Genomic DNA, 19,683 nt, shown 5'->3' on the forward strand with positions numbered 1-19,683 from the left:
CGGCGACCTGGACACCGACGCCCTGATCGAGGCGATCGCGGCGGTGGTGACCCGGCACGAGACCCTGCGGACCATCTTCCCCGACCAGGACGGGCGGGCGTACCAGGAGATCCTCACCCCGGCCGAGGCACGAGCCCGGCTGGACCACGCGATCACCGTCACCACCTGCCCGCCCGGCGACCTGGACAGCCGGCTCCAGCACGCCGCCGACACCCGCTTCGACCTCGCCACCGACCTGCCGCTGCGGGCCTGGCTGTTCCGCCAGGCGCCCGGCGAACACGTGCTGCTGCTCCTGCTGCACCACATCGCCGGGGACGGCTGGTCGCTGGCGCCGTTGCTGCGGGACCTCGCCGAGGCGTACCGGGACCCGGCGAACCCGCTGCCGGCGCTGCCGGTGGGGTACGCCGACTACGCGCTCTGGGAGCAGGAGCAGCAGGGCGGCATGCTGGCCCGCCAGCTCGACCACTGGCGTACCCGGCTGGCCGGCCTGCCGGACGCCGTCGAACTACCCACCGACCTGCCGCGCCCGGCCGCGTCCACCCACCGATCCGGCGTCGTCGCGTACCACCTGGACGCCGGCCTGCACCGGCGGCTCGCCATGCTGGCCCGCGACCACAACGCCAGCCTGTTCATGGTGCTGCAGACCGCCCTCAACGCCCTGCTCACCCGGCTCGGCGCCGGCACCGACATCGTGATCGGCACCCCGGTCGCCGGCCGTACCGACGCCGCCCTCGACGACCTCGTCGGCCTCTTCGTCAACACCCTGGTCCTGCGCACCGACACCGGCGGGAACCCGGCCTACGCCGAGCTGCTGAGCCAGGTGCGCCGGACCGATCTGGCCGCGCTGGCCCACCAGGACCTGCCGTTCGACCGGCTGGTCGACGACCTCAAGCCGGAACGGTCGCTGTCGCGGCACCCGCTGTTCCAGATCATGCTGGCGCTGCAGAACAACGCCGACCCGGACCTCCCGCTGGACGGCGTCACCGCGGAGGCCGTGGACCTCGGCGCCGGCCCGGCCAAGTTCGACCTCACCGTCGATCTGAAGGAGTCGTTCGACGCCGACGGCGGCCCGGCCGGCATCAGCGGGGTCATCGGCTACGCCCGGGACCTCTACCACCACGCCACCGTCGAGGCGTTCGGCAGCCGTCTCACCCGGGTGCTGACCGCCCTGGCAGACGATCCGGGCCGGCGCATCCACGACACCGATCTGCTCACCACGGCCGAACGCGACCGCGAGCTGCGGGTCTGGAACGACACGGTGGGCCACCCCGCGGGCACGACAGTCGTCGCCCAGTTCGAGGAATGGGCGGCACGCCTCCCGGACGCCCCGGCGATCGTCTCCGGCGAGGGCACGCTGACCTACCGGGACCTGGACCGCCGGGCCAATGCCTGGGCCAACCGGCTGCTCGCCGCCGGGGTGGGGCCGGAGACCCGGGTCGCGACACTGCTCGGCCGCTCGCCCGACCTGGTGGTCGCCGTCCTCGGCATCCTCAAGGCCGGCGGCGTCTACGTTCCGCTGCACGACTCCTACCCGCTGGAACGGCTCAACTTCATCCTCGGTGACGTGGCGGCCCCGCTGCTGCTCACCGACCGGGAGACGTTGCCGGACGGGCTCCGGGTCACCGGCTCGGTGCTGCGGGCCGACCAGCCGCCCGGCACTCCCGACCGGGCGCCGGACGTCGCCATCGGGCTCGACCAGGCCGCGTACATCATGTACACGTCCGGCTCCACCGGGGTGCCGAAGGGCGTCACGGTGACCCACGGGAACGTCGTCGAGCTGGCCACCTGCGAGGAGTTCTACGGCGCGGCGCACCGCCGGGTGCTGATGCACTCGTCGCACGCCTTCGACGCCAACACGTACGAGCAGTGGGTGCCGCTGCTCACCGGCGGGACCATCGTGCTCGCCCCGGACGGCGAGCTGGAGATCGAGACGCTGCGCCGGCTGACCCGGACCCACGACATCACCACGGTCTTCCTCACCACCGGCCTGTTCCGGCTTTTCGCCGAGGAGGCGCCGGACAGCTTCACCGGCCTCCACGAGCTGTGGACCGGCGGCGAGGCGGCGCCCACCGAGGCGATGGCCCGGGTACGGCAGGCGTGCCCCGCCCTGACCGTGGTGAACGTGTACGGGCCGACCGAGGGCACCGCCTACGCCACCCGCCACCCGGTCGCGCCCGGAGCGGAACTGCCGCGGACCGTGCCGATCGGGCTGCCGATGGACAACTCGTTCGCGTACGTCCTCGACCCCTACCTCGGGCTGGTGCCGCCGGGCACGGTCGGCGAGCTCTACATTGCCGGCGCGGGGCTGGCCCGGGGCTACCACGGGCGGGCCGCGCTGACCGCCGAGCGGTTCGTCGCCGACCCGTACGGGCTGCCCGGCGAGCGGATGTACCGGACCGGGGACCTGGTGCGCCGGGTCGCCGGTGGGGCGCTGGAGTTCGCCGGCCGTGCCGACGACCAGGTGAAACTGCGGGGCTTCCGGATCGAGCTGGGCGAGATCGAGGCGGTCCTGGAACGGCACCCCGCCGTCACCCAGGCCGTCGCGATGGTCCGCCAGGACCGGCCGGGGGAGCGGCGCCTGGTCGCCTACCTGGTCCCCGGCGCCGCCGGCGTGGACCCGGCCGACGTCGACCGGTTCGCGGCCGCGGCGATGCCCGAGTACATGCTGCCGTCGGCGTACGTGACACTGGACGCCCTCCCGCTCGCCGGCTCCGGCAAGGTGAACCGCAAGCTCCTGCCGGCGCCCGAACGGGAGGCCGGTGGTCTCGGCGGATCGCCGGAGACGGCAGCGGAACGTACCCTCGCCGGGGTCTTCGCGGAGGTCCTGGGACGGACCGAACCCGGGGCCGAGGACGACTTCTTCGAGCTCGGTGGCGACAGCATCCTGTCCATCCAGGTGGTCAGCCGGGCCCGCAAGGCCGGTCTGGTGCTCACCGCGCGGGAGGTGTTCGAGCACCGGACGGTCCGCCGGCTCGCGGGCCTGGCCCGGCGCCCGGCCGACGCGCTGGAGCACCCCGACGACGGCACCGGCCTGGTCCCGTTCACCCCGGTGATGCACTGGCTGCGCGCCGGCGGCGGGGCGATCGACGGGTTCAACCAGTCCTATCTGGTCGGCGCGCCGGCCGGCCTCACCGAGGCGACCCTCCTGGAGGCCGTGCAGACGCTGCTCGACCACCACGACGCGCTGCGGGCGCGACTGGACGCCGGGGGACTGCTGGTCCCGCCGCCCGGCGCGGTCGCCGCCGGTGAGGTGGTCACCCGGGTGGACGCGCGGAACGCCCCGGACAGCCTGGTGGAACGCGAGACCGAGGCCGCCCGGCGCCGGCTGGCCCCGGAACTCGGCGTGATGCTCCAGGTGGTCTGGTTCGACGCCGGCGACGGTCCCGGCCGGCTGCTCGTGCTGGCCCACCACCTGGTGGTGGACGAGGTGTCCTGGCGAATCCTGCTGCCCGACCTGGCCGAGGCCTGCGCCGCGCCGGGCGCCGCCGCCCCGCAGCCGGTCCGGACCTCGCTGCGCCGGTGGTCCACCGAACTCACCGAGGCGGCCGCCGGCGCCCGCTGGACCGGCCAGCTGCCGTACTGGCGGGACGTCGCCGGAGGGGCCGCCCCACGGTTCGGCGCCGGCCCGCTCACCGCCGGACGGGACACCCTCGCCACCGCGGCTTCGCACCTGCTCGAACTGGACGCGACCCGGACCGCGGCGCTGCTGGGCCCGGTGCCGGCGGCGTTCCGCCTGGCCACCCACGAGGTGCTGCTGACCGGCTTCGGGCTCGCGGTCGGTGAGTTCCAGGCCCGGCGGCACGGCGCCGGGGCCCGGATCCCGCTGATCGACCTGGAGAGCCACGGCCGGCACGAGGACGTCATCGACCCGGCCCTCGACCTGTCCCGGACGGTCGGCTGGTTCACCGCGATCCACCCGGTCCGGCTCGACGTGCCGCAGCAGCCCTGGACGGCGCTGACCGCGGCCGGCCCGGACACCGGAACGGCGGTGAAACGGGTCAAGGAGTCGCTGCGCGCGGTACCCGACCACGGCCTCGGCTGGGGTCTGCTGCGGTACCTCAACCCGGCGACCGCCGAGCGACTGGCCGCGGCCGACCCGGCCCCGATCGGCTTCAACTACCTGGGCCGGGTGGCCGGCGAGGGCACCGGTCCGGGCGGCGCGATCGGTGACCCGACGCTGGCGTTCGGCCACGTACTCGAGGTCAACGCCCTGGTCCGGGAGACCGCCGGGGAGGCGCGGCTGGTGGCCGATCTGACCTGGCCGGCCGCGCTGCTCACCCGGGACGAGGTGACCGAGATCGCCGGCCTGTGGGCGGACGCGCTGGACGCCCTCGCCCGGTACGCCGCCGCTCCGGGCGCCGGCGGCCTGACCCCGTCCGACCTGTCCATGGTGTCGCTGTCGCAGCAGAGCATCGATCTGCTCGAGGCGAAGCTGAACAAGGCTGCGAGGAAGTCGTGACCACCGCGATCGAGGATGTCCTGCCGCTGTCCCCGCTGCAGCAGGGACTGCTGTTCCACGCCCGCTACGACCAGCGGGGCCCGGACCTCTACACCGTGCAGCTGTACGCCGAGATGGACGGCCCGGTGCACGAGGAGCGGCTGCGTGCGGCCGCGCAGGCGCTGGTGGCCCGGCACGCCAACCTGCGCGCCGTCTTCATGCACGAGGGCCTCGACGAGCCGGTGCAGGTGATCCGCCGGACGGTCGACGTGCCCTGGGAGGTCGTCGAGGTGGCCGGCGAGGAGGAGTTCGCCGCGCACCACGAGAGCGAGCGTGGCCGCCGTTTCGCCCTCGACGAGGACGTGCTGCTGCGGTTCACCCTCTACCGGCTGCCCGGCCGGCACCGGATCGCGATCACCCTGCACCACATCCTGCTCGACGGGTGGTCCGTGCCGCTGCTGCTGGAGGAGCTGTTCACCGGGTACGAGGGCGCGGCCCTGCCGCCGGTCACCCCGTACCGCGACTACCTGGCCTGGCTGTCCCGGCAGGACCGGGCCGCCGCGCTGGACGCCTGGCGGGCGGTGGTGGACGACACCCTGGAACCGGCGCTGGCCGGCGGCGCCCACGAGAGCGGGCCGCCGTGCCTGCCGCGCCCGCACGTGGTGGAACTCTCCGAGGAGCACACCGCGCTGCTCACCGCGGTGGCCCGTAGCCGCGGCTGGACGCTGAACACCGTCGTCCAGGTCGCCTGGGGTGTGGCGCTCGGCCGGCTCCTCGGCCGCCGCGACGTGGTGTTCGGCGGCACCGTCGCCGGCCGGCCGGCCGAGCTGCCCGGCGTGGAACGCATGATCGGCCTGTTCATCAACACCCTGCCGGTACGGGTCACCTGGGCGCCCGGCACCACCCTGGCCGGCCTGCTGACCGATGTGCAGCACGGGCAGACCGCGCTCCTGCCGCACCAGTTCGCGCCGCTCGCCGAGATCCAGCGGCAGGCCGGGCGCGGGCAGCTGTTCGACACCACCCTGGTCTTCGAGAACTACCCGGCCGACCCGATCGGATCCGGCGACCCGGTGCCGCTGCGGGACGGCGTACGGGTGACCGACATGGCGGCGCGCGACTCCACGCACTACGCCGTCACGGTGATCGGCATCCCCGGCCGGCGCCTGTCGCTGCGCCTGGACCACCGGCCCGATCTGATCGGCGACGAGACCGCGGCCCGGCTCGGCCGGTGGCTGATCCGGCTGCTCACCGCCGTCGCCACCGGCCCGGACCGGCCGGTCGCCGAGGTCGCCCTGATCGAGCCGGCCGAGCGGGACCTGGTGCTGCGCGACTGGAACACCACCGCCCACCCGGTGCCCGGCCGGACCCTCGACGTGCTGCTGGAGGAGCGGGCCGCCGCCGATCCGGGCGCGATCGCCGTCATCGCCGGCGACGCGACGGTGACCTACGCGGACCTGCACGAGCGGGCCGGCCGGGTGGCCCGGAACCTGATCGAGCGGGGCGCCGGGCCGGGCACCGTGGTGGCGGTCGCGCTGCCCCGCTCGGTGGAACTCGTCGTGGCGCTGCTGGCGGTGCTCAAGGCCGGCGCCGCGTACCTGCCGATCGATCCGGACCTCCCGGCCGAGCGGGTGACGGTGATGATCGCCGACGCGGCGGCGGTCCTGGTGCTGGACGACGCGGCGGAGGTGGCGTCCTGGTCGGCGCGGGGTGACGCGATCACCGCCGCCGGCCGGCGGCGGACCCACCCGGACGACCTCGCCTATGTCATCTACACCTCCGGGTCGACCGGTGTGCCCAAGGGCGTCGGGGTGCCGCATCGGGGCATCGTCAACCGGCTCGCCTGGACCCAGGCCGAATACGGCCTCACCGGCGAGGACCGGGTGCTGCAGAAGACCTCGGTCGGGTTCGACGTCTCGGTCTGGGAGTTCTTCTGGCCGCTGACGGCCGGGGCCGGACTGGTGATGGCCCGGCCCGGTGGGCATCGCGACCCGGCGTACCTGGCCCGGGAGATCCGCCGGCACCGGGTCACCACCGTGCACTTCGTGCCGTCGATGCTCGAGGTGTTCCTCGCCGAGCCGGCGGCCGCGGGCTGCCGGGGCACGCTGCGGCGCGTCCTGTGCAGCGGGGAGGCGCTGCCGGTCGCCGCGAAGGACGCCTGCCTCGACCTGACCGGCGCCGAGGTGCACAACCTGTACGGGCCGACCGAGGCGTCGGTGGACGTCACCGCCTGGCCGTGCGCCCGTGACGAGACCGTCGTGCCGATCGGCCGGCCGGTCTGGAACACCGGAACCTACGTGCTGGACGACCGGCTCGCCCCGGTGCCGCCCGGTGTGCCGGGGGAGCTGTACCTGGCCGGCCGGCAACTCGCTCGCGGCTACCTCGGGCAGCCGGGCCGTACCGCGGAACGGTTCGTCGCCGACCCGTACGGCCCGCCCGGCGCCCGGATGTACCGCACCGGCGACCTGGCCCGGTGGTCCGGCGACGGCCATCTGATCTACCTGGGCCGGGCCGACGACCAGGTGAAGATCCGCGGGCAGCGCATCGAGCTCGGCGAGATCCAGGCGGTGCTCGGCCGGCACCCGCGGGTCCGGCAGTGCGCGGTGCTGGTCACCGGCGGGCTGCTGGTCGGCTACGTGGTGGCCGGCGACGGCGGCGCGCCCCGGGACGCGGACCTCACCGCCCACCTGTCCGCCACCCTTCCGCCGGCCATGGTGCCGGCCGTGTTCGTGCACCTGGACCGGCTGCCGGTGACCGCCAGCGGCAAGCTGGACCGGCGCGCCCTGCCGGTCCCCGACCGCGGCAGCCGGGGTGGCCGGGCCGCCGCCACGCCCACCGAGCTGCGGCTGTGCGAGGCCTTCGCCGAGGTGCTGGGCCTCGGCACGGTCGGTCCCGAGGACGACTTCTTCGCCCTCGGCGGCCATTCGCTGCTGGCGGCCCGCCTGGTCGGCACGATCCGGACCGCGCTGGGCGCCGAGGTGCCGCTGCGGGCCGTCTTCGAGGCGCCGACCCCGGCGGCCCTGGCGCGGCGGATCGACACCGGTGACGACGGTGTCCTGCCGCTGCGGCCCGGCGGCGACCGGCCGCCACTGTTCTGCCTGCCGCCCGCGGCCGGGCTGAGCGCGGGGTACGCGGGCCTGCTCGGCGAACTCGACGAGGACCTGCCGGTGTTCGGGCTGAACGCGCCGGAACCCACCGGGCGGGAGACGATCGCCGGTCTCGCCCGGCACTACGCCGAGCGGATCCGGGCGGTGCGCCCGTACGGGCCGTACCGGCTGCTCGGCTGGTCGGCGGGGGGGCATCTGGCACACGAGGTCGCCGTCCTGCTCGCGGGCGAGGTCGATCTGCTGGTGCTGCTGGACGCGTACCCCGCCGGACGGACCGGGCCGGCCGGTCGCGACGAGGTCTTCGACAGCGCGTTCGTCGGCACCGGCCTCACCGTCGCCGACCTGGACCGGCCGGACGGCCGGGCCCGGGTGCTGGACCTGGTACGCCGGGAGGCCGGTCTCGCCGACGCCGACACCGGTGAGGTGGCCGGCGGCCTGCTGGACACCTTCCTCGCCACCACCCGGGCGGTGCTCGGGCACACCCCCGGCGTCCACCACGGCGACCTGCTGTTCTTCCAGGCCAAGGACTCCGCGGCCGGCGCGGTGCACACGCCCGGCAGCTGGTCGCCGCACGTGACCGGGGACATCGACGTCCGCCCGGTCGACTTCACGCACTCCGAGATGACGCGCCGGGAGGTACTCGGCGCGGTCGCCGTGGCCGTCAACAAGGCCACGGCCCAGGACAAGGAGGACCTCCGATGACCAATCCCTTCGAGAACGACGAACACACCTTCCTGGTGCTGGTCAACGACGAGGGGCAGCACTCGCTGTGGCCCGACTTCGTCGAGGTGCCGGCCGGCTGGCAGATCACCTTCGGTCCCGGCAACCGCGAGTCCTGCCTCGCCCACGTCGAGGAGAACTGGACCGACATGCGGCCGAACAGCCTGATCGCGGCCAGCGCTCCGAACTGACGAACGCCATCCTTCAAACGGGGAGACGGACACCATGCGCTACGAGAACAACGACGGCCCCCTGACCGTCGCCACCCTGGAAGCCGGCGAGAACCGGGAGTTCGGCCGGCTGTGCCGGGCCGTACAGGCCCGGCACGACGGCGACATCGACTCGGCCGCCTGGGTGGCCTCGGCCCGGGACGCCTGGGAGGACGCGCCGGCCGGCCTGCGCCGGGTCCTGCGGGAGTTCCGCCGCGACTCCGGGCCGGGCGGCGCGCTGCTGCTGCGCAACCTGCCGATCGACGAGGACCTGCCGGCCACCCCGACCGCTGACAACTCGGTGCTGCGCAAGGCGACCGTGTCCGCGACCGCGCTGATGCTGGTGGCGCACGGGCTGGGCGACCCGGCCGCGTTCCGCCCGGAGAAGGCCGGCGCGCTGGTGCAGAACGTCGTCCCGGTGCCCGGCCGGGAGGACGTGCAGGGCAACGCCGGCTCGGTCCACCTGACGTTCCACACCGAGAACGCCTTCCACCCGCACCGGCCGGACTTCGTCAAACTGCTGTGCGTCCGGTCGGACCACGAGGAGATCGCCGAACTCCGGCTGGTCTGCTCCCGGCAGCTGCTGCCGAAGCTCAGCGACGAGGCGCTCGAGGTGCTGCGCGAGCCGCGGTTCGTCACGGCGGCGCCGCCGTCGTTCGGCGGTGCGTCCGCGGCCGCGGAGCCGCACGCGGTGCTCTTCGGCGACCCGGCCGACCCGGACCTGCGGATCGACGAGGCGGCGACCGAGCCGCTCGACGGCGATGCCGAGGCGGCGCTGCGCGAGCTCTCCAAGTGGTTCGAGGACCTGCACATGGCGATCCGGTTGCGGCCCGGCGACCTGGCGATCGTCGACAACCGGGTCACCGTGCACGGCAGGTCGGCGTTCACCCCGCGCTACGACGGCCGTGACCGCTGGCTCCAGCGCACCTTCGTGCTGGCGGACCTGCGGCGATCCCGGTCCCACCGGGCCGGCGACGGCTACGTCGTCTCGGCCTAGGTGGACGCCGGATGTGGCGGCCCGTCCCCCGGGCCGCCGCGTCCGGTCCTGTGCGGCACCGATCCACCGGGATGACACCGGCACGAGGGATGAGGATGAACCAAGCGGACACGGACGGCCCGGCCATCGAGGCCCGTGGTCTCGTCAAACACTTCGGCGAGCATCGCGCCCTGGACGGCATCGACGTGGTGCTGCCCCGTGGTGAGGTGCTGGCCCTGCTCGGGCCCAACGGCGCCGGCAAGACCACCACGGTACGGATCCTGACCACCCTGCTGGAACCGGACGGCGGCCGGGCGCGGGTCGCCGGGCACGACCTCGGCACGGACGTCGCCGGGGTGCGCCGCTCGATCGGGGTGTCCGGCCAGTACGCCGCGGTCGACAAGAACCTCAGCGGCTTCGAGAACCTCTACCTGGTCGGCCGGCTCTACGGTCTGAGCCGACGGGCCGCCCGGGACCGGGCCGACGAGCTGGTGCAGCGGTTCCGGCTGGAAGCGGCCCGGGACCGGCTGTCCAAGACGTACTCCGGCGGCATGCGGCGCCGGCTGGACCTGGCCGGCGCGCTGGTGGCCCGGCCGGCGGTGGTGGTGCTCGACGAGCCGACCACCGGCCTGGACCCGCGATCCCGGCTGGACACCTGGGACATGGTTCGGGAACTGGTGGCCGACGGCACCTCGGTGCTGCTGACCACGCAGTACCTGGAGGAGGCCGACCAGCTGGCGAACGCGATCACGGTGATCGACCGGGGCCGGGTGGTCGAGCACGGCACCGCCGACGAGCTCAAGGCGAAGGTCGGCGGGGAACGCCTGGACGTGGTGGTCGCCGACCCGGCCGGGCTGGAACCGCTGGCCGAGGTCCTCGCCGAGCTGGGCGCCGCGGAACCGGTGGTGGAGGCCCGGATGCGCCGCGCCCACGTGCTCGTCGTCGGCGGGACGAAGGTGGTGGTGGAGGTGCTCGACCGGCTGGAGGCCCGGGCCGTGAAGGTCGTCGAGGTGTCGCTGCACCGGCCCCGTCTGGACGACGTCTTCCTGATGCTCACCGAGCACGAGCCGTCCGGCGCCCCGGCACCGGAGGCACCCCGCCGAAAGCGATGGTTCCGCCGATGACCGTGATGACCAAGGGTTTCTCCGACGCCTCCGTGGTGGCCTGGCGCAATCTGCTGAATGTCCGGCGTACCCAGGACTGGATCTTCGCTGCGGTGCTCCAGCCGATCATGTTCGTGGCCCTGTTCGGCTACCTCTTCGGCGGGCTCCTCGGCGGCCCCGCCTACCGGGAGTTCCTGCTGGCCGGCATCCTGGCGCAGACCCTGGCCTTCAACTCCGCCTTCACCGTGATGGGCCTGGCAACGGACCTGAACAGCGGCATGATCGACCGGCTGCGCTCGTTGCCGATCTCGCCGAGCGCCGTGCTGGTCGGCCGGACCAGTTCCGACCTGGCGGTCAGCGTCGTGGCGCTGGTGGTGATGACGGTCTGTGGCGCGGCGATCGGCTGGCGCGTCCGGGGCAGCCTGACGGACGTCCTCCTGGCGTACCTGCTCCTGCTGTTCTTCGCGCTGGCGATGTCCTGGATCGGGGCGCTGGTCGGGCTGCTCTCGCCCAATCCGGAGGTGGCGCAGAGCGCCGGCCTGATCTGGCTGACCCCGCTCACTTTCGTGTCCAGCGCATTCGTTCCGGAACGGTCGATGCCGCCGTTGTTGCGGACCCTCGCCGAATGGAATCCGATCACGGCCGTCATCAATGCCACCCGGGATCTCTTCGGAAATGCCAATCCGGCCGGGGTGGAACGGATGACGGGCTGGCCGGCCGAGAATGCGGTGCTCTACTCGGTGCTGTGCTCGGGCGTGATCCTCGCCGTCTTCGTGCCGTTGAGCCTGCGGGCCTTCCGCCGGGCGGCCGCCAGGTGAGTCGCGCCCGGAACACAAGAAGCAGGCGTCACGGGGACGCCTGCTTCCTGTGCCTGCTCCCAGACGGGGGACTGGGAGCAGGACGCTCAGTGCCGCTGCCGGCTGCCGCCCTTCACGCCGCGGTACGCCACCGTGACGGCGACGAACAGGAACCCGGCGAGGGCGAGGGTGAGCAAGCCGTTCAGCGCGGTGGGCAGGTCTTCGACGAATCTGCTCTTCACGAGATTGCATCCGGCGATGACGGCCACGTAAAGCCACCACGGCGCCCATTTGTTGTCCTGGTTTTCCGAGCTCATGAAATGACTTCTCTCGGTGTCGGCGTCAGGATTCCGGATGTTTCCGAGTCTTTCGCAGATCGCCGTCCGTGCCATCCGCAAGCGGAACGAGATCGTCTCATCAATTAGTAGGATGTGAGGTTCATTAGTGCGTGCTAGCGTCGCTTTCGTGCATACGGGGACTCACTGTGGCCGGGACGGCCGGCGATCCGCTGACGTCCGGTTCCCCGTGCCGGGCGGGGTCGCCGCATGATGCGCCTGGCCGACCTGTCGGCGGACCGCCGCGACCTGCTGATCGTCGTGGGCTCGATCGTGACCGGCACCCTGCTCTACGTCGCCGACCTCTACCCGCTCTACGTGAGCGGCTCCGGCGACGACGCTCCGATCGGGATGCGGGTCGGCCTGTTCATCGCGATCTGCGCCACCGAGCTGCTGCGCCGCAAGGCCCCGGTGGTCGCGCTCGCCCTCGGCGCGGTGATCGTGGCGGCCGACACCGTGCACGGCCCGAGCATCCCGGTGCTGCTGGTCTTCGCCGACCTGCTCTACGCCGCCACCCTCTACGGCCCGCCCCGGCTGCACCGCGACATGGTGCCGATCGCCGCGGCCGGTCTCCTCGTCGTGGTCCTCGCCTCGTTCCTGATGCAGCAGGACTGGCGTGAGCCGCTGATGGGCTCGGTCACCGCCCTGCCGTTCATCGTCATCCCGATCTGGTGGGCGACGAACGTGCGGCAGCACCGCAACATCGCCGAGGTGGAACGCGCCAACGCCCGCCAGCTCGCCAAGATCGCCCAGCTGGACCGCTCGGCGGCGATCGCCGCCGAGCGTGCCCGGATGGCCCGCGACCTGCACGACATCATCGCCGGGCATCTCTCCTCGATCGCGATCCAGTCCGCCGCCGTGCTGTCCATGACCGCCGACGACCCGGCGACCGTGCGGCGCGTGCTGTCCTCGGTCCGGCAGAACAGCGTGCAGGCGCTCGACGAGATGGGTTCCATGATCCGTCTGCTCCGGGCGGACGGCACGGGCGCCGACGAGACCGAGGCGCCGACCCGCCTGTCCGACCTGCCGCAGATGGTGGAGTCGGTCCGGGCCAGTGGCATGGAGATCGAGGTGGACTGCCGGCTCGACACCGGCGCACCGTTGCCCGCGGCCGTCGACCTGACGGCGTACCGCATCACCCAGGAGGCGCTGACCAACGTGTTGAAACACGCTCCGCGGGCGAAAGCCCGGGTCGACATCCGGCACGAGACCGGCAAGCTGATCGTGGAAGTGACGAACGATCTTCCCGGGCACATGCCCGCCGGGGCCCCGGTCCCGGAGATCGGGCACAACGGGCTGCTGAACATGCAGGAGCGGGCCACCGTGGTGGGTGGCACCTTCTCGGCCGGTCCCCAGGGCGCCTCCTGGCTGGTCCGTGCCGTCCTGCCGGCCACGGTGAGCGAGTCATGACGATCCGGGTGGTGGTCGCCGACGACCACGGATCGGTGCGGGCCGGCATCGCGCTGATCCTCAGCAACGCGCAGGGCATCGAGGTCGTCGGCGAAGCGGCCGACGGCGAGGAAGCGATCGCGCAGGCCCGGGCCTGCCGGCCGGACGTGGTGCTGATGGACATCCGGATGCCGGGGATGAACGGGATCACCGCGACCCGCACCCTGACCGCGGAGGGCCTGTGCGAGGTCCTCGTCCTCACCACCTTCGACCTCGACGAGTACGTCTACGGCGCGCTCCGGGCCGGCGCGGCCGGGTTCCTGCTCAAGTCCGTCGAGCCCGGCCCGTTGATCGACGCGGTCCGGGTGGTGGCCGCCGGTGACGGTGTGCTGGCCCCGGAGATCACCCGCAAACTGATCTCCACCTTCGCGTCGACGGCCGGGCCGCTGCCCCCGGCCAAGCCCACCGTCAACCTCGACGAGCTCACCGACCGGGAGCGTGACGTGCTGGTCTGCCTGGGGCAGGGGCTGTCGAACGCCCAGATCGCCGCCCGGCTCTTCATCGGCGAGACCACCGTCAAGTCGCACGTGTCCAAGGTGCTCACCAAGCTCAATCTCCGTTCCCGGGTCCAGGCGGCGATCCTGGTCCAGGAGATGGATCTGCCGAACCTGAACGGCCAGTAGCCGTCACCCTCACCAGGAGGAGGATCCGTGTCCCGATGGATACGCACCCGCACTCGCCAGGAACCGGCTGACCTCGATCTGTTCTGCTTCCCGCACGCCGGGGGCTCGGCCAGCTTCTTCCGGCTGTGGCCGGACCTGCTGCCGATGCGCATCCGGCAGCACTCCGTGCAGTACCCCGGCCGGGAGGAGCGGCTCAGCGAACCCTGCGTCACCGGCATGACCGAGATGGCCGACGTCGTCGCCGCGGAGATCCTCCCGATCGTCACCGGCCCGGTGCTGCTGTTCGGGCACAGCATGGGCGCCGCGCTCGCCTTCGAGGTGGCGGCCCGGCTCGAGAAGGCCGGCGTGGTGGCGGAGGGGCTCGTCGTCTCCGGGCAGCCGGCCCCGCACCGCCGGAAACCCAAGTTCCTGCATCAGGCCGGGGACGACGAGCTGCTCGCCGACATCGACCGGATCGGCGCCGCCGGCAGTGGGTTGCTGCGGACCGACCCGGAACTGCGCGACCTGCTGCTGCCGATGATCCGGGCGGACTACCGGGTCATCGAGACCTACCGCTCGCCGGCCGGCAACCGGTTGCGGACGCCGATCACGGTGTTCCGGGGTGACGGCGACGAGGACGTGACCGCCGGCGATGCCGCGGCCTGGGCCGACCGGACCCTGCACTACCGGGGCGAGCGGGTTTTCCCGGGCGGTCACTTCTACCTCCAGGAGCGGCGTGCGGAGGTGGTCGGCGCGCTCGTCGACGTGGCGATGGCCGGTGGGCGCCGGGACGGGGCCGGCCAGCCGGTGCGCTGACCTCCCCGTCCGGGGCCACTATTCACCGGAAATCGTCAGCCCTTCTTTTTCCGGGCCTTTCTGATAACGCTGCTCAGAAACAGCAGAGCCAGCCCCGCCACGCCCAACGCAATGCTGGCGAACGGTTGCAGCTCGGGCACCTTGTTGACGATGAAGAAGCTTTCCTCGGTGTTCTGCCCGGACATTCTCTGGGCCAGGGAACCGAAACCCTGCAAAAGAAGGAAGACGGCCACAACATCGATCAGGATCATGATTTGAGTCCTTTCTGGACGGTCGTCCGGAGCGTACCCCAGGAAATTTTCGAAGACATCATTCCAAAGGCGGGGACAATGGGAATTCTCGACGGGAAGAACATTCTGGTGACCGGCGTCATAGCGCCGAATTCGATCGCCTATCAGGTCGCCCGGACCGCGCAGGAGCAGGGCGCCACCGTCGTGCTGACGGCCTTCGGGCGCGTCGGCCTGGTGGAGCGGCTGGCCCGGCGGCTGCCGGTCCCGGCGCCGGTCGTCGAGCTGGACGTCACCGACGAGGAGCACCTCGACACGCTGGCCGCCCGGCTCGGCGAGCACGTCGGCGCGGTGCACGGTGTGCTGCACTCGGTCGCGCACGCACCGGCCGGCGCGCTGGGCGGGGCCTTCCTGCGGACCAGCTGGGCGGACGTGGCCGCGGCGGTGCACGTGTCGGCGTACTCTCTGCAGGCGGTGACCCGGGCGGTGCTGCCGCTGATGGGTCCCGGCGGCTCCATCGTGGGACTGGACTTCGACGCCAGCCGGGCCTGGAGCCAGTACGACTGGATGGGCGTCGCGAAGGCCGGCCTCGAGTCCTGCTCCCGGTACCTGGCCTCCTACCTGGGCGGCAACGGGATCCGGGTGAACCTGGTGGCCGCCGGGCCGCTGCGCACCATGGCCGCGGTGGGGATCGGGGCGGACGGCCTGGACGGCTTCACCCGGCAGGCCCAGGGCTGGCACGAGCAGGCCCCGCTGGGCTGGGACCCGGCCGACTTCGAGCCGGTCGCCAAGAGCTGCGTGACCCTGCTGTCGGACTGGCTGCCGGCCACCACCGGCGAGATCATCCACGTCGACGGCGGGGTGCACGCGATCGGGGACGTGCCCGGCGGGCGTACGGCAGCGAGCGCCTCGCCGCGGGAGGAGGTGGGTGTCCGATGATCGTCGCCATCATCGTCGCGTGTGAGATCGGCTTCTGGCTGATCCTGGCCGGCGGCCTTTTCACCCGGTACGTCCTCCGCCTCAAACGGCTCGGCGGCTTCCTGCTGTTCTGCGTGCCGGTGACCGACCTGATCCTGATCGCGGCGTCGGTGATCGACCTGCGCAACGGCTCCCCGATCGACGCCACGCACGGGCTGGCCGCCCTCTACCTGGGGTTCAGCGTCGCCTTCGGGCCGCAGCTGATCCGCTGGGCGGACGGCTGGTTCGTCCACCGGTTCGCCGGCGGGCCGCGGCCGGTCAAGCCGCCGAAGTACGGTGCCGCCCGGGTGCGCTACGAGTGGGGCGCCTGGATCCGCTGCTTCGTGGCCTGGATCATCACCTGCGCGGTGACCGCGGTGCTCGCCGTGGTGTCCGGTCACAGCCTCGACGACCTGGTGAGCGGCCTGCGCACGCTGATCGACGGGGGCCAGCCGCCGAACCTGGCGATCTACGGATACACCGTTCAGGCCACCGTCGTGACGCTCGTCTGGTTCATCGGCTGGCCGCTGCGGATGACGTTCTCGGTGCCGCGGCCGCCGGCGACGTCGGACGAGCCGGAACTCGAACCCGGCCGGCGCCGGTCATGACGACGCCGCCGGCCGGGGCGGGCCGGTCAGCCGGTCATCCCGCCGTTGACCTGGATCACCTGCCCGGTGATGTAGGCGGCCCGGTCGGAGGCCAGGAACGCCACCAGGTCGGCGACCTCCTCCGGCCGGCCGAAGCGGCCCAGCGGCACCGCGGAGAGGGCCTCCTGGCGGATCCGGTCGTCCAGGCCGGCGGTCATGTCGGTCTCCACGAAGCCCGGCGCCACCGCGTTGACCCGGATCCGGTGGCGGCCCAGCTCCTTGGCCAGGGCCAGGCTCAGCCCGTTGATCCCGGCCTTCGCGGCGCTGTAGTTGGACTGGGCGGCCGAGCCGTACACCCCGGCGGTCGACGAGATGTTGACGATCACGCCACCCTTGCGGCGGATCAGGTCCCGCACCACGGCCCGGCACACGTTGTACGCGCCGGTCAGGTTGGTGTCCAGCACGCTGTCCCACTGCTCGTCGGCCATCAGGGCGAGGTACGTGTCCCGGATGATCCCGGCCGAGTTGACGATCACGGCGGGCGGCCCCAGGGCGGCCCGCACCTCCCCGGCGAAATCGTGCACCGCCGCCCGGTCGGTCACGTCGCACTGCCGGTGCAGAACCCGTACGCCCCGCTCGCGCACCTCGGCGGCCGTTTTCTCGGCGGCCTCACCGGCTGATCGATAACAGAAAGCCACGTCGAATCCGTCTTCGGCGAGGCGCACGGCGACGGCCCTGCCGATGCCGCGTGCCGCGCCGGTGATCAATGCTGTCCGGCTCTCCATTTTTCCTCCCCCGCATCGGTTCTCATCGCAGAGGAACGGTAACCGCACCGGGCCGCCGAAGAAAGGTCCCGATCACGCGGATGAATGCCTCTGCGGGTCGATTCCCCTCGAAGGAAAGAGGTACGTCATGGTGAAGAGAATGTCGTCCATCGCCGCTGCCGCCGTCCTGCCGATGGCGATGCTTCTGCCGGCCGGCCCGGCGAACGCCGCGCCCGCGAACGCCGCGCCCGCGAACGCCGCGGCCGGAATCCCGTGGAGCGCCGCCCATCAGTCGGCCTCGGCGTCGGGCACCTACTCGATCATCTGGGCCGGTTCCGTCACGCACCACGTCAACGGGACGCTGACCGTCACCGACGACTCCTGTTACCGGGTCGAGGTGTTCACCTCGCTGGGCACGGTCATCAACGCGGGCGAGCGCTGCGGAGCCGGCTCGGTCGCGGTCTCGGCCCATCCCTTCTCGCTGCTCGCCCGGCCGTTCGGCGCGGGCGCCCGGGTGTGCCGGGTCGTCGCGGGCGCGGTGACCGGCTGCGGGCCCTCCGCCACGGTCTGAGCCGCCGGGAATCAGTAGCGGAAGGCGCCCACCAGGGTGGTCAGCTCCTCGGCCAGGTGCGAGAGATTCGCGGCGGCCTGCTGGGTGGTCCGGGCGCCGTCCGCGGTGCTCGCGGCCACCCCGGCGACCCCGGTGATGGTACGGGCCACGTCGCCGCTGTTCCCGGCCGCTTCGGTGACCGTACGGCTCATCTCGGACGTGGTGGCCGTCTGCTCCTCCACCGCCGAGGCGATCGTGGTGGTGTAGTCGCCGATCTGGTTGATCACCTCCGCGATCTCGCCGATCGCTGCCGCGGCGGCCGAACTGGACGCCTGGATCGCCCCGATCCGGGCGGTGATCTGCTCGGTCGCCTGCGCGGTCTGCTGCGCCAGCTCCTTCACCTCGCCGGCCACCACCGCGAACCCCTTGCCCAGCTCCCCGGCCCGGGCCGCCTCGATCGTGGCGTTCAGGGCCAGCAGGTTCGTCTGCTCGGCGATGCTGGTGATCAGCTGCACCACCTCGCCGATCTCGGTGCTGGCCGTGCCCAGCTCGGCGACCTGCTCGTTGGTGCGCTCGGCGATCTGCACCGCCTGCGCCGCCACCTGCGCGGCCTGCGTGGCGTTGGAGGAGATCTCGGCGATCGAGGCGCTCATCTGCTCGGCGCCCGCCGCGATCGCCTGCACGCCGGCGTTCACCTCCTCGCTCGCCGAACTGGCCGACCCGGCCTGGTCCGAGGCGCTGGACGCGCCGGACTCCAGCTGCCGGCTCACCGTGCTCAGCTCCAGCGCCGCGGTGGTCAGCGTCCCGGTGGACCCGGCGATGCCGCGGATGGTGGTGGCCACCTTCTCGACGAACCGGTTGAACGCGCCGGCCAGCTCACCGGCCTCGTCGTCGCGGTCGGCCGGCACCCGCAGGGTCAGGTCGCCGTCCCCGTCGGCGATCTCGGCCATCCGGTCGCGGAGGCGTTCGATGGGGCGCACGATCGTACGGGCCAGGAAGAACGCGGCCACCGCGGCGATCAGGACGGCGGCCGCGGCCAGGGCGACGCTCACCTTGAGGGTGGTGTCGGCGGCGGCCAGGACGGTGCCGGTGGGCACCGAGACGACCAGCGTCCAGGTGTCGCTATCGCCCAGATGCAACGGCGCGGCGATCCGCAGGGTCTCCTCGCCGCCGACGTCGGTGACCTGCTGTGCGGCGGCGCCGGACCGGACCGCCCCGGCGGCCAGCGCGGTGACGTCGTCCGGGCCCGGCTTGCCGGCCTCGCCGGTTCCGCCGACCACCGCTCCGGCGGTGCTGAGCAGCACGGCGCTGCCGGTCCCGAACGGTTTCACCTCGCTGACCAGTCCCTGCAACGTCGCCAGGGACATGTCGATGCCGGCGACCCCGACGACCTTGCCGCCTCGTACGATCGGCGCCGCCACCGAGGTGATCAGGGTCTGCACCCCGCCCACGTCGTAGAAGTACGGCTCGATCACCTTCTCCCGCCCGGAGTCCCGCGGGATCAGGTAGTAGTCGCCCGCGCCCGGCTTCTCGTAGTCGGCCAGCGCGGTGACACTGATCTTGTCGCCGTCCCGGAACCAGTACGGCACGAACCGCCCGGTCGCGTCGTGCGCGCCGTCGGCGCCGCGGTACCTCCGGTCGGCGCCGTCGAACGCGTTCGGCTCCCACGCCGTCCAGGTGGCGAGGTAGTCGTCGTGCGCGCTGACCACGGCCTCGAGCGCGGCGTTGGCCAGCCGGCGGCCGCCGCCCGCGGTGGCCGTCGCCTCCAGCACACCGGCCATGTCGCGGGCCGTGCTGAGCCCGGCGAGGATGACCTCCTCGATGTGGGTGGCGTTCTGCTGCGCGACGGCCTCCGCGTAGGCGAAGCCGGTCTCCCGGGCCTCCCCGGCGTTACGGACGGCGATGCAGGCCACCACGGCCACCATCGACACCAGCAGCATCAGTGTCATCGAGACGACGACGCGGGCTTTGATCGTGAACCGGAAGTGACGTGGCACACCTTCCCGATCGGCCCGTCCGAGTCATCCCTGAGTACGCCGGATCACCGCC

Annotated in this window: 15 protein-coding genes and 1 pseudogene; 12 read left to right on the forward strand and 4 right to left on the reverse strand. The window is 72.7% G+C overall.

Annotated elements, in window-relative coordinates:
• The 6 genes from ACZ3II_RS43090 to ACZ3II_RS43115 form a co-directional block, all read left to right on the forward strand.
• Window positions 1-4,459 (forward strand): amino acid adenylation domain-containing protein (locus ACZ3II_RS43090; RefSeq protein WP_465526624.1); only part of this gene is annotated, 4,459 nt, incomplete at its 5' end.
• Window positions 4,456-8,244 (forward strand): amino acid adenylation domain-containing protein, encoded by a 3,789-nt coding sequence (locus ACZ3II_RS43095; RefSeq protein ID WP_465526626.1) that lies wholly within the window; start codon window positions 4,456-4,458, stop codon window positions 8,242-8,244. The genes ACZ3II_RS43090 and ACZ3II_RS43095, both read left to right, overlap by 4 nt.
• On the forward strand, window positions 8,241-8,453 hold the full coding sequence (locus ACZ3II_RS43100) for an MbtH family protein (protein WP_465526628.1): 213 nt from the start codon (window positions 8,241-8,243) through the stop codon (window positions 8,451-8,453). Before ACZ3II_RS43095 ends, ACZ3II_RS43100 begins: the two co-directional genes overlap by 4 nt.
• Before the next feature lie 34 nt (window positions 8,454-8,487).
• The gene (locus tag ACZ3II_RS43105; RefSeq protein ID WP_465526630.1) at window positions 8,488-9,468 is read left to right on the forward strand and encodes a TauD/TfdA family dioxygenase; all 981 of its coding nucleotides are present in this window, start codon (window positions 8,488-8,490) and stop codon (window positions 9,466-9,468) included.
• Window positions 9,469-9,563: 95 nt separating this feature from the next.
• Window positions 9,564-10,571: an ATP-binding cassette domain-containing protein gene (locus tag ACZ3II_RS43110; protein ID WP_465526632.1), complete on the forward strand. Its 1,008-nt coding sequence runs from the start codon at window positions 9,564-9,566 to the stop codon at window positions 10,569-10,571.
• On the forward strand, window positions 10,568-11,368 hold the full coding sequence (locus ACZ3II_RS43115) for an ABC transporter permease (protein ID WP_465526634.1): 801 nt from the start codon (window positions 10,568-10,570) through the stop codon (window positions 11,366-11,368). The genes ACZ3II_RS43110 and ACZ3II_RS43115 overlap by 4 nt, the downstream gene beginning before the upstream one ends.
• An 86-nt stretch (window positions 11,369-11,454) precedes the next feature.
• On the opposite strand, the gene ACZ3II_RS43120 is transcribed toward ACZ3II_RS43115, so the two are convergent.
• Window positions 11,455-11,664 (reverse strand): hypothetical protein, encoded by a 210-nt coding sequence (locus ACZ3II_RS43120; protein ID WP_465526636.1) that lies wholly within the window; start codon window positions 11,662-11,664, stop codon window positions 11,455-11,457.
• A gap of 228 nt (window positions 11,665-11,892) precedes the next feature.
• Between ACZ3II_RS43120 and ACZ3II_RS43125 the strand changes: the two genes are divergently transcribed.
• From ACZ3II_RS43125 to ACZ3II_RS43135, 3 genes are read left to right on the forward strand one after another with little or no spacing between them, the layout of a single operon-like run.
• A complete protein-coding gene (locus tag ACZ3II_RS43125) occupies window positions 11,893-13,092 on the forward strand; it encodes a sensor histidine kinase (protein WP_465526638.1) in 1,200 nt (399 codons plus the stop codon).
• Window positions 13,089-13,754, forward strand: coding sequence for a response regulator (locus ACZ3II_RS43130; protein ID WP_465526640.1), 666 nt, complete (start codon window positions 13,089-13,091; stop codon window positions 13,752-13,754). The genes ACZ3II_RS43125 and ACZ3II_RS43130 overlap by 4 nt, the downstream gene beginning before the upstream one ends.
• 27 nt (window positions 13,755-13,781) lie before the next feature.
• The gene (locus ACZ3II_RS43135) at window positions 13,782-14,549 is read left to right on the forward strand and encodes a thioesterase II family protein (protein WP_465526642.1); all 768 of its coding nucleotides are present in this window, start codon (window positions 13,782-13,784) and stop codon (window positions 14,547-14,549) included.
• A 35-nt stretch (window positions 14,550-14,584) separates the two neighbouring features.
• Here the strand turns inward: ACZ3II_RS43135 and ACZ3II_RS43140 are convergent, their stop codons facing one another.
• Entirely contained in the window at window positions 14,585-14,800 is a 216-nt protein-coding gene (locus ACZ3II_RS43140) for a hypothetical protein (RefSeq protein ID WP_465526644.1), read from the reverse strand.
• 78 nt (window positions 14,801-14,878) lie between these two features.
• Here ACZ3II_RS43140 and fabI point away from each other — a divergent pair.
• Together fabI and ACZ3II_RS43150 are read left to right on the forward strand one after the other, a co-directional pair.
• Window positions 14,879-15,652, forward strand: a pseudogene (gene fabI, locus ACZ3II_RS43145) (enoyl-ACP reductase FabI); the annotation flags it as partial.
• Window positions 15,653-15,711: 59 nt separating this feature from the next.
• Window positions 15,712-16,341 (forward strand): hypothetical protein, encoded by a 630-nt coding sequence (locus ACZ3II_RS43150; protein WP_465526646.1) that lies wholly within the window; start codon window positions 15,712-15,714, stop codon window positions 16,339-16,341.
• Between the two features lie 26 nt (window positions 16,342-16,367).
• Here ACZ3II_RS43150 and fabG read toward each other — a convergent pair whose 3' ends face one another.
• Window positions 16,368-17,105 (reverse strand): 3-oxoacyl-[acyl-carrier-protein] reductase, encoded by a 738-nt coding sequence (gene fabG / locus ACZ3II_RS43155; protein WP_465526648.1) that lies wholly within the window; start codon window positions 17,103-17,105, stop codon window positions 16,368-16,370.
• 127 nt (window positions 17,106-17,232) lie between these two features.
• Between fabG and ACZ3II_RS43160 the strand changes: the two genes are divergently transcribed.
• Entirely contained in the window at window positions 17,233-17,655 is a 423-nt protein-coding gene (locus ACZ3II_RS43160; protein ID WP_465526650.1) for a hypothetical protein, read from the forward strand.
• 11 nt (window positions 17,656-17,666) lie between these two features.
• Here ACZ3II_RS43160 and ACZ3II_RS43165 read toward each other — a convergent pair whose 3' ends face one another.
• Window positions 17,667-19,631 (reverse strand): methyl-accepting chemotaxis protein, encoded by a 1,965-nt coding sequence (locus tag ACZ3II_RS43165; RefSeq protein ID WP_465526652.1) that lies wholly within the window; start codon window positions 19,629-19,631, stop codon window positions 17,667-17,669.
• Window positions 19,632-19,683 lie beyond the last annotated feature (52 nt).

Source organism: Actinoplanes sp. NPDC019969 (assembly GCF_055562375.1).

Excerpts from the sequence above, each read along its gene's own strand:
- ACZ3II_RS43125 (WP_465526638.1), top strand. The coding sequence starts at position 11,893 with ATGATGCGCCTGGCCGACCTGTCGGCGGACCGCCGCGACCTGCTGATC.
- ACZ3II_RS43130 (WP_465526640.1), top strand. The coding sequence starts at position 13,089 with ATGACGATCCGGGTGGTGGTCGCCGACGACCACGGATCGGTGCGGGCC.
- ACZ3II_RS43150 (WP_465526646.1), top strand. The coding sequence starts at position 15,712 with ATGATCGTCGCCATCATCGTCGCGTGTGAGATCGGCTTCTGGCTGATC.
- ACZ3II_RS43105 (WP_465526630.1), top strand. The coding sequence starts at position 8,488 with ATGCGCTACGAGAACAACGACGGCCCCCTGACCGTCGCCACCCTGGAA.
- ACZ3II_RS43100 (WP_465526628.1), top strand. The coding sequence starts at position 8,241 with ATGACCAATCCCTTCGAGAACGACGAACACACCTTCCTGGTGCTGGTC.
- ACZ3II_RS43120 (WP_465526636.1), bottom strand. The coding sequence starts at position 11,664 with ATGAGCTCGGAAAACCAGGACAACAAATGGGCGCCGTGGTGGCTTTAC.
- ACZ3II_RS43140 (WP_465526644.1), bottom strand. The coding sequence starts at position 14,800 with ATGATCCTGATCGATGTTGTGGCCGTCTTCCTTCTTTTGCAGGGTTTC.
- ACZ3II_RS43115 (WP_465526634.1), top strand. The coding sequence starts at position 10,568 with ATGACCGTGATGACCAAGGGTTTCTCCGACGCCTCCGTGGTGGCCTGG.
- ACZ3II_RS43160 (WP_465526650.1), top strand. The coding sequence starts at position 17,233 with ATGGTGAAGAGAATGTCGTCCATCGCCGCTGCCGCCGTCCTGCCGATG.
- ACZ3II_RS43110 (WP_465526632.1), top strand. The coding sequence starts at position 9,564 with ATGAACCAAGCGGACACGGACGGCCCGGCCATCGAGGCCCGTGGTCTC.
- fabG (WP_465526648.1), bottom strand. The coding sequence starts at position 17,105 with ATGGAGAGCCGGACAGCATTGATCACCGGCGCGGCACGCGGCATCGGC.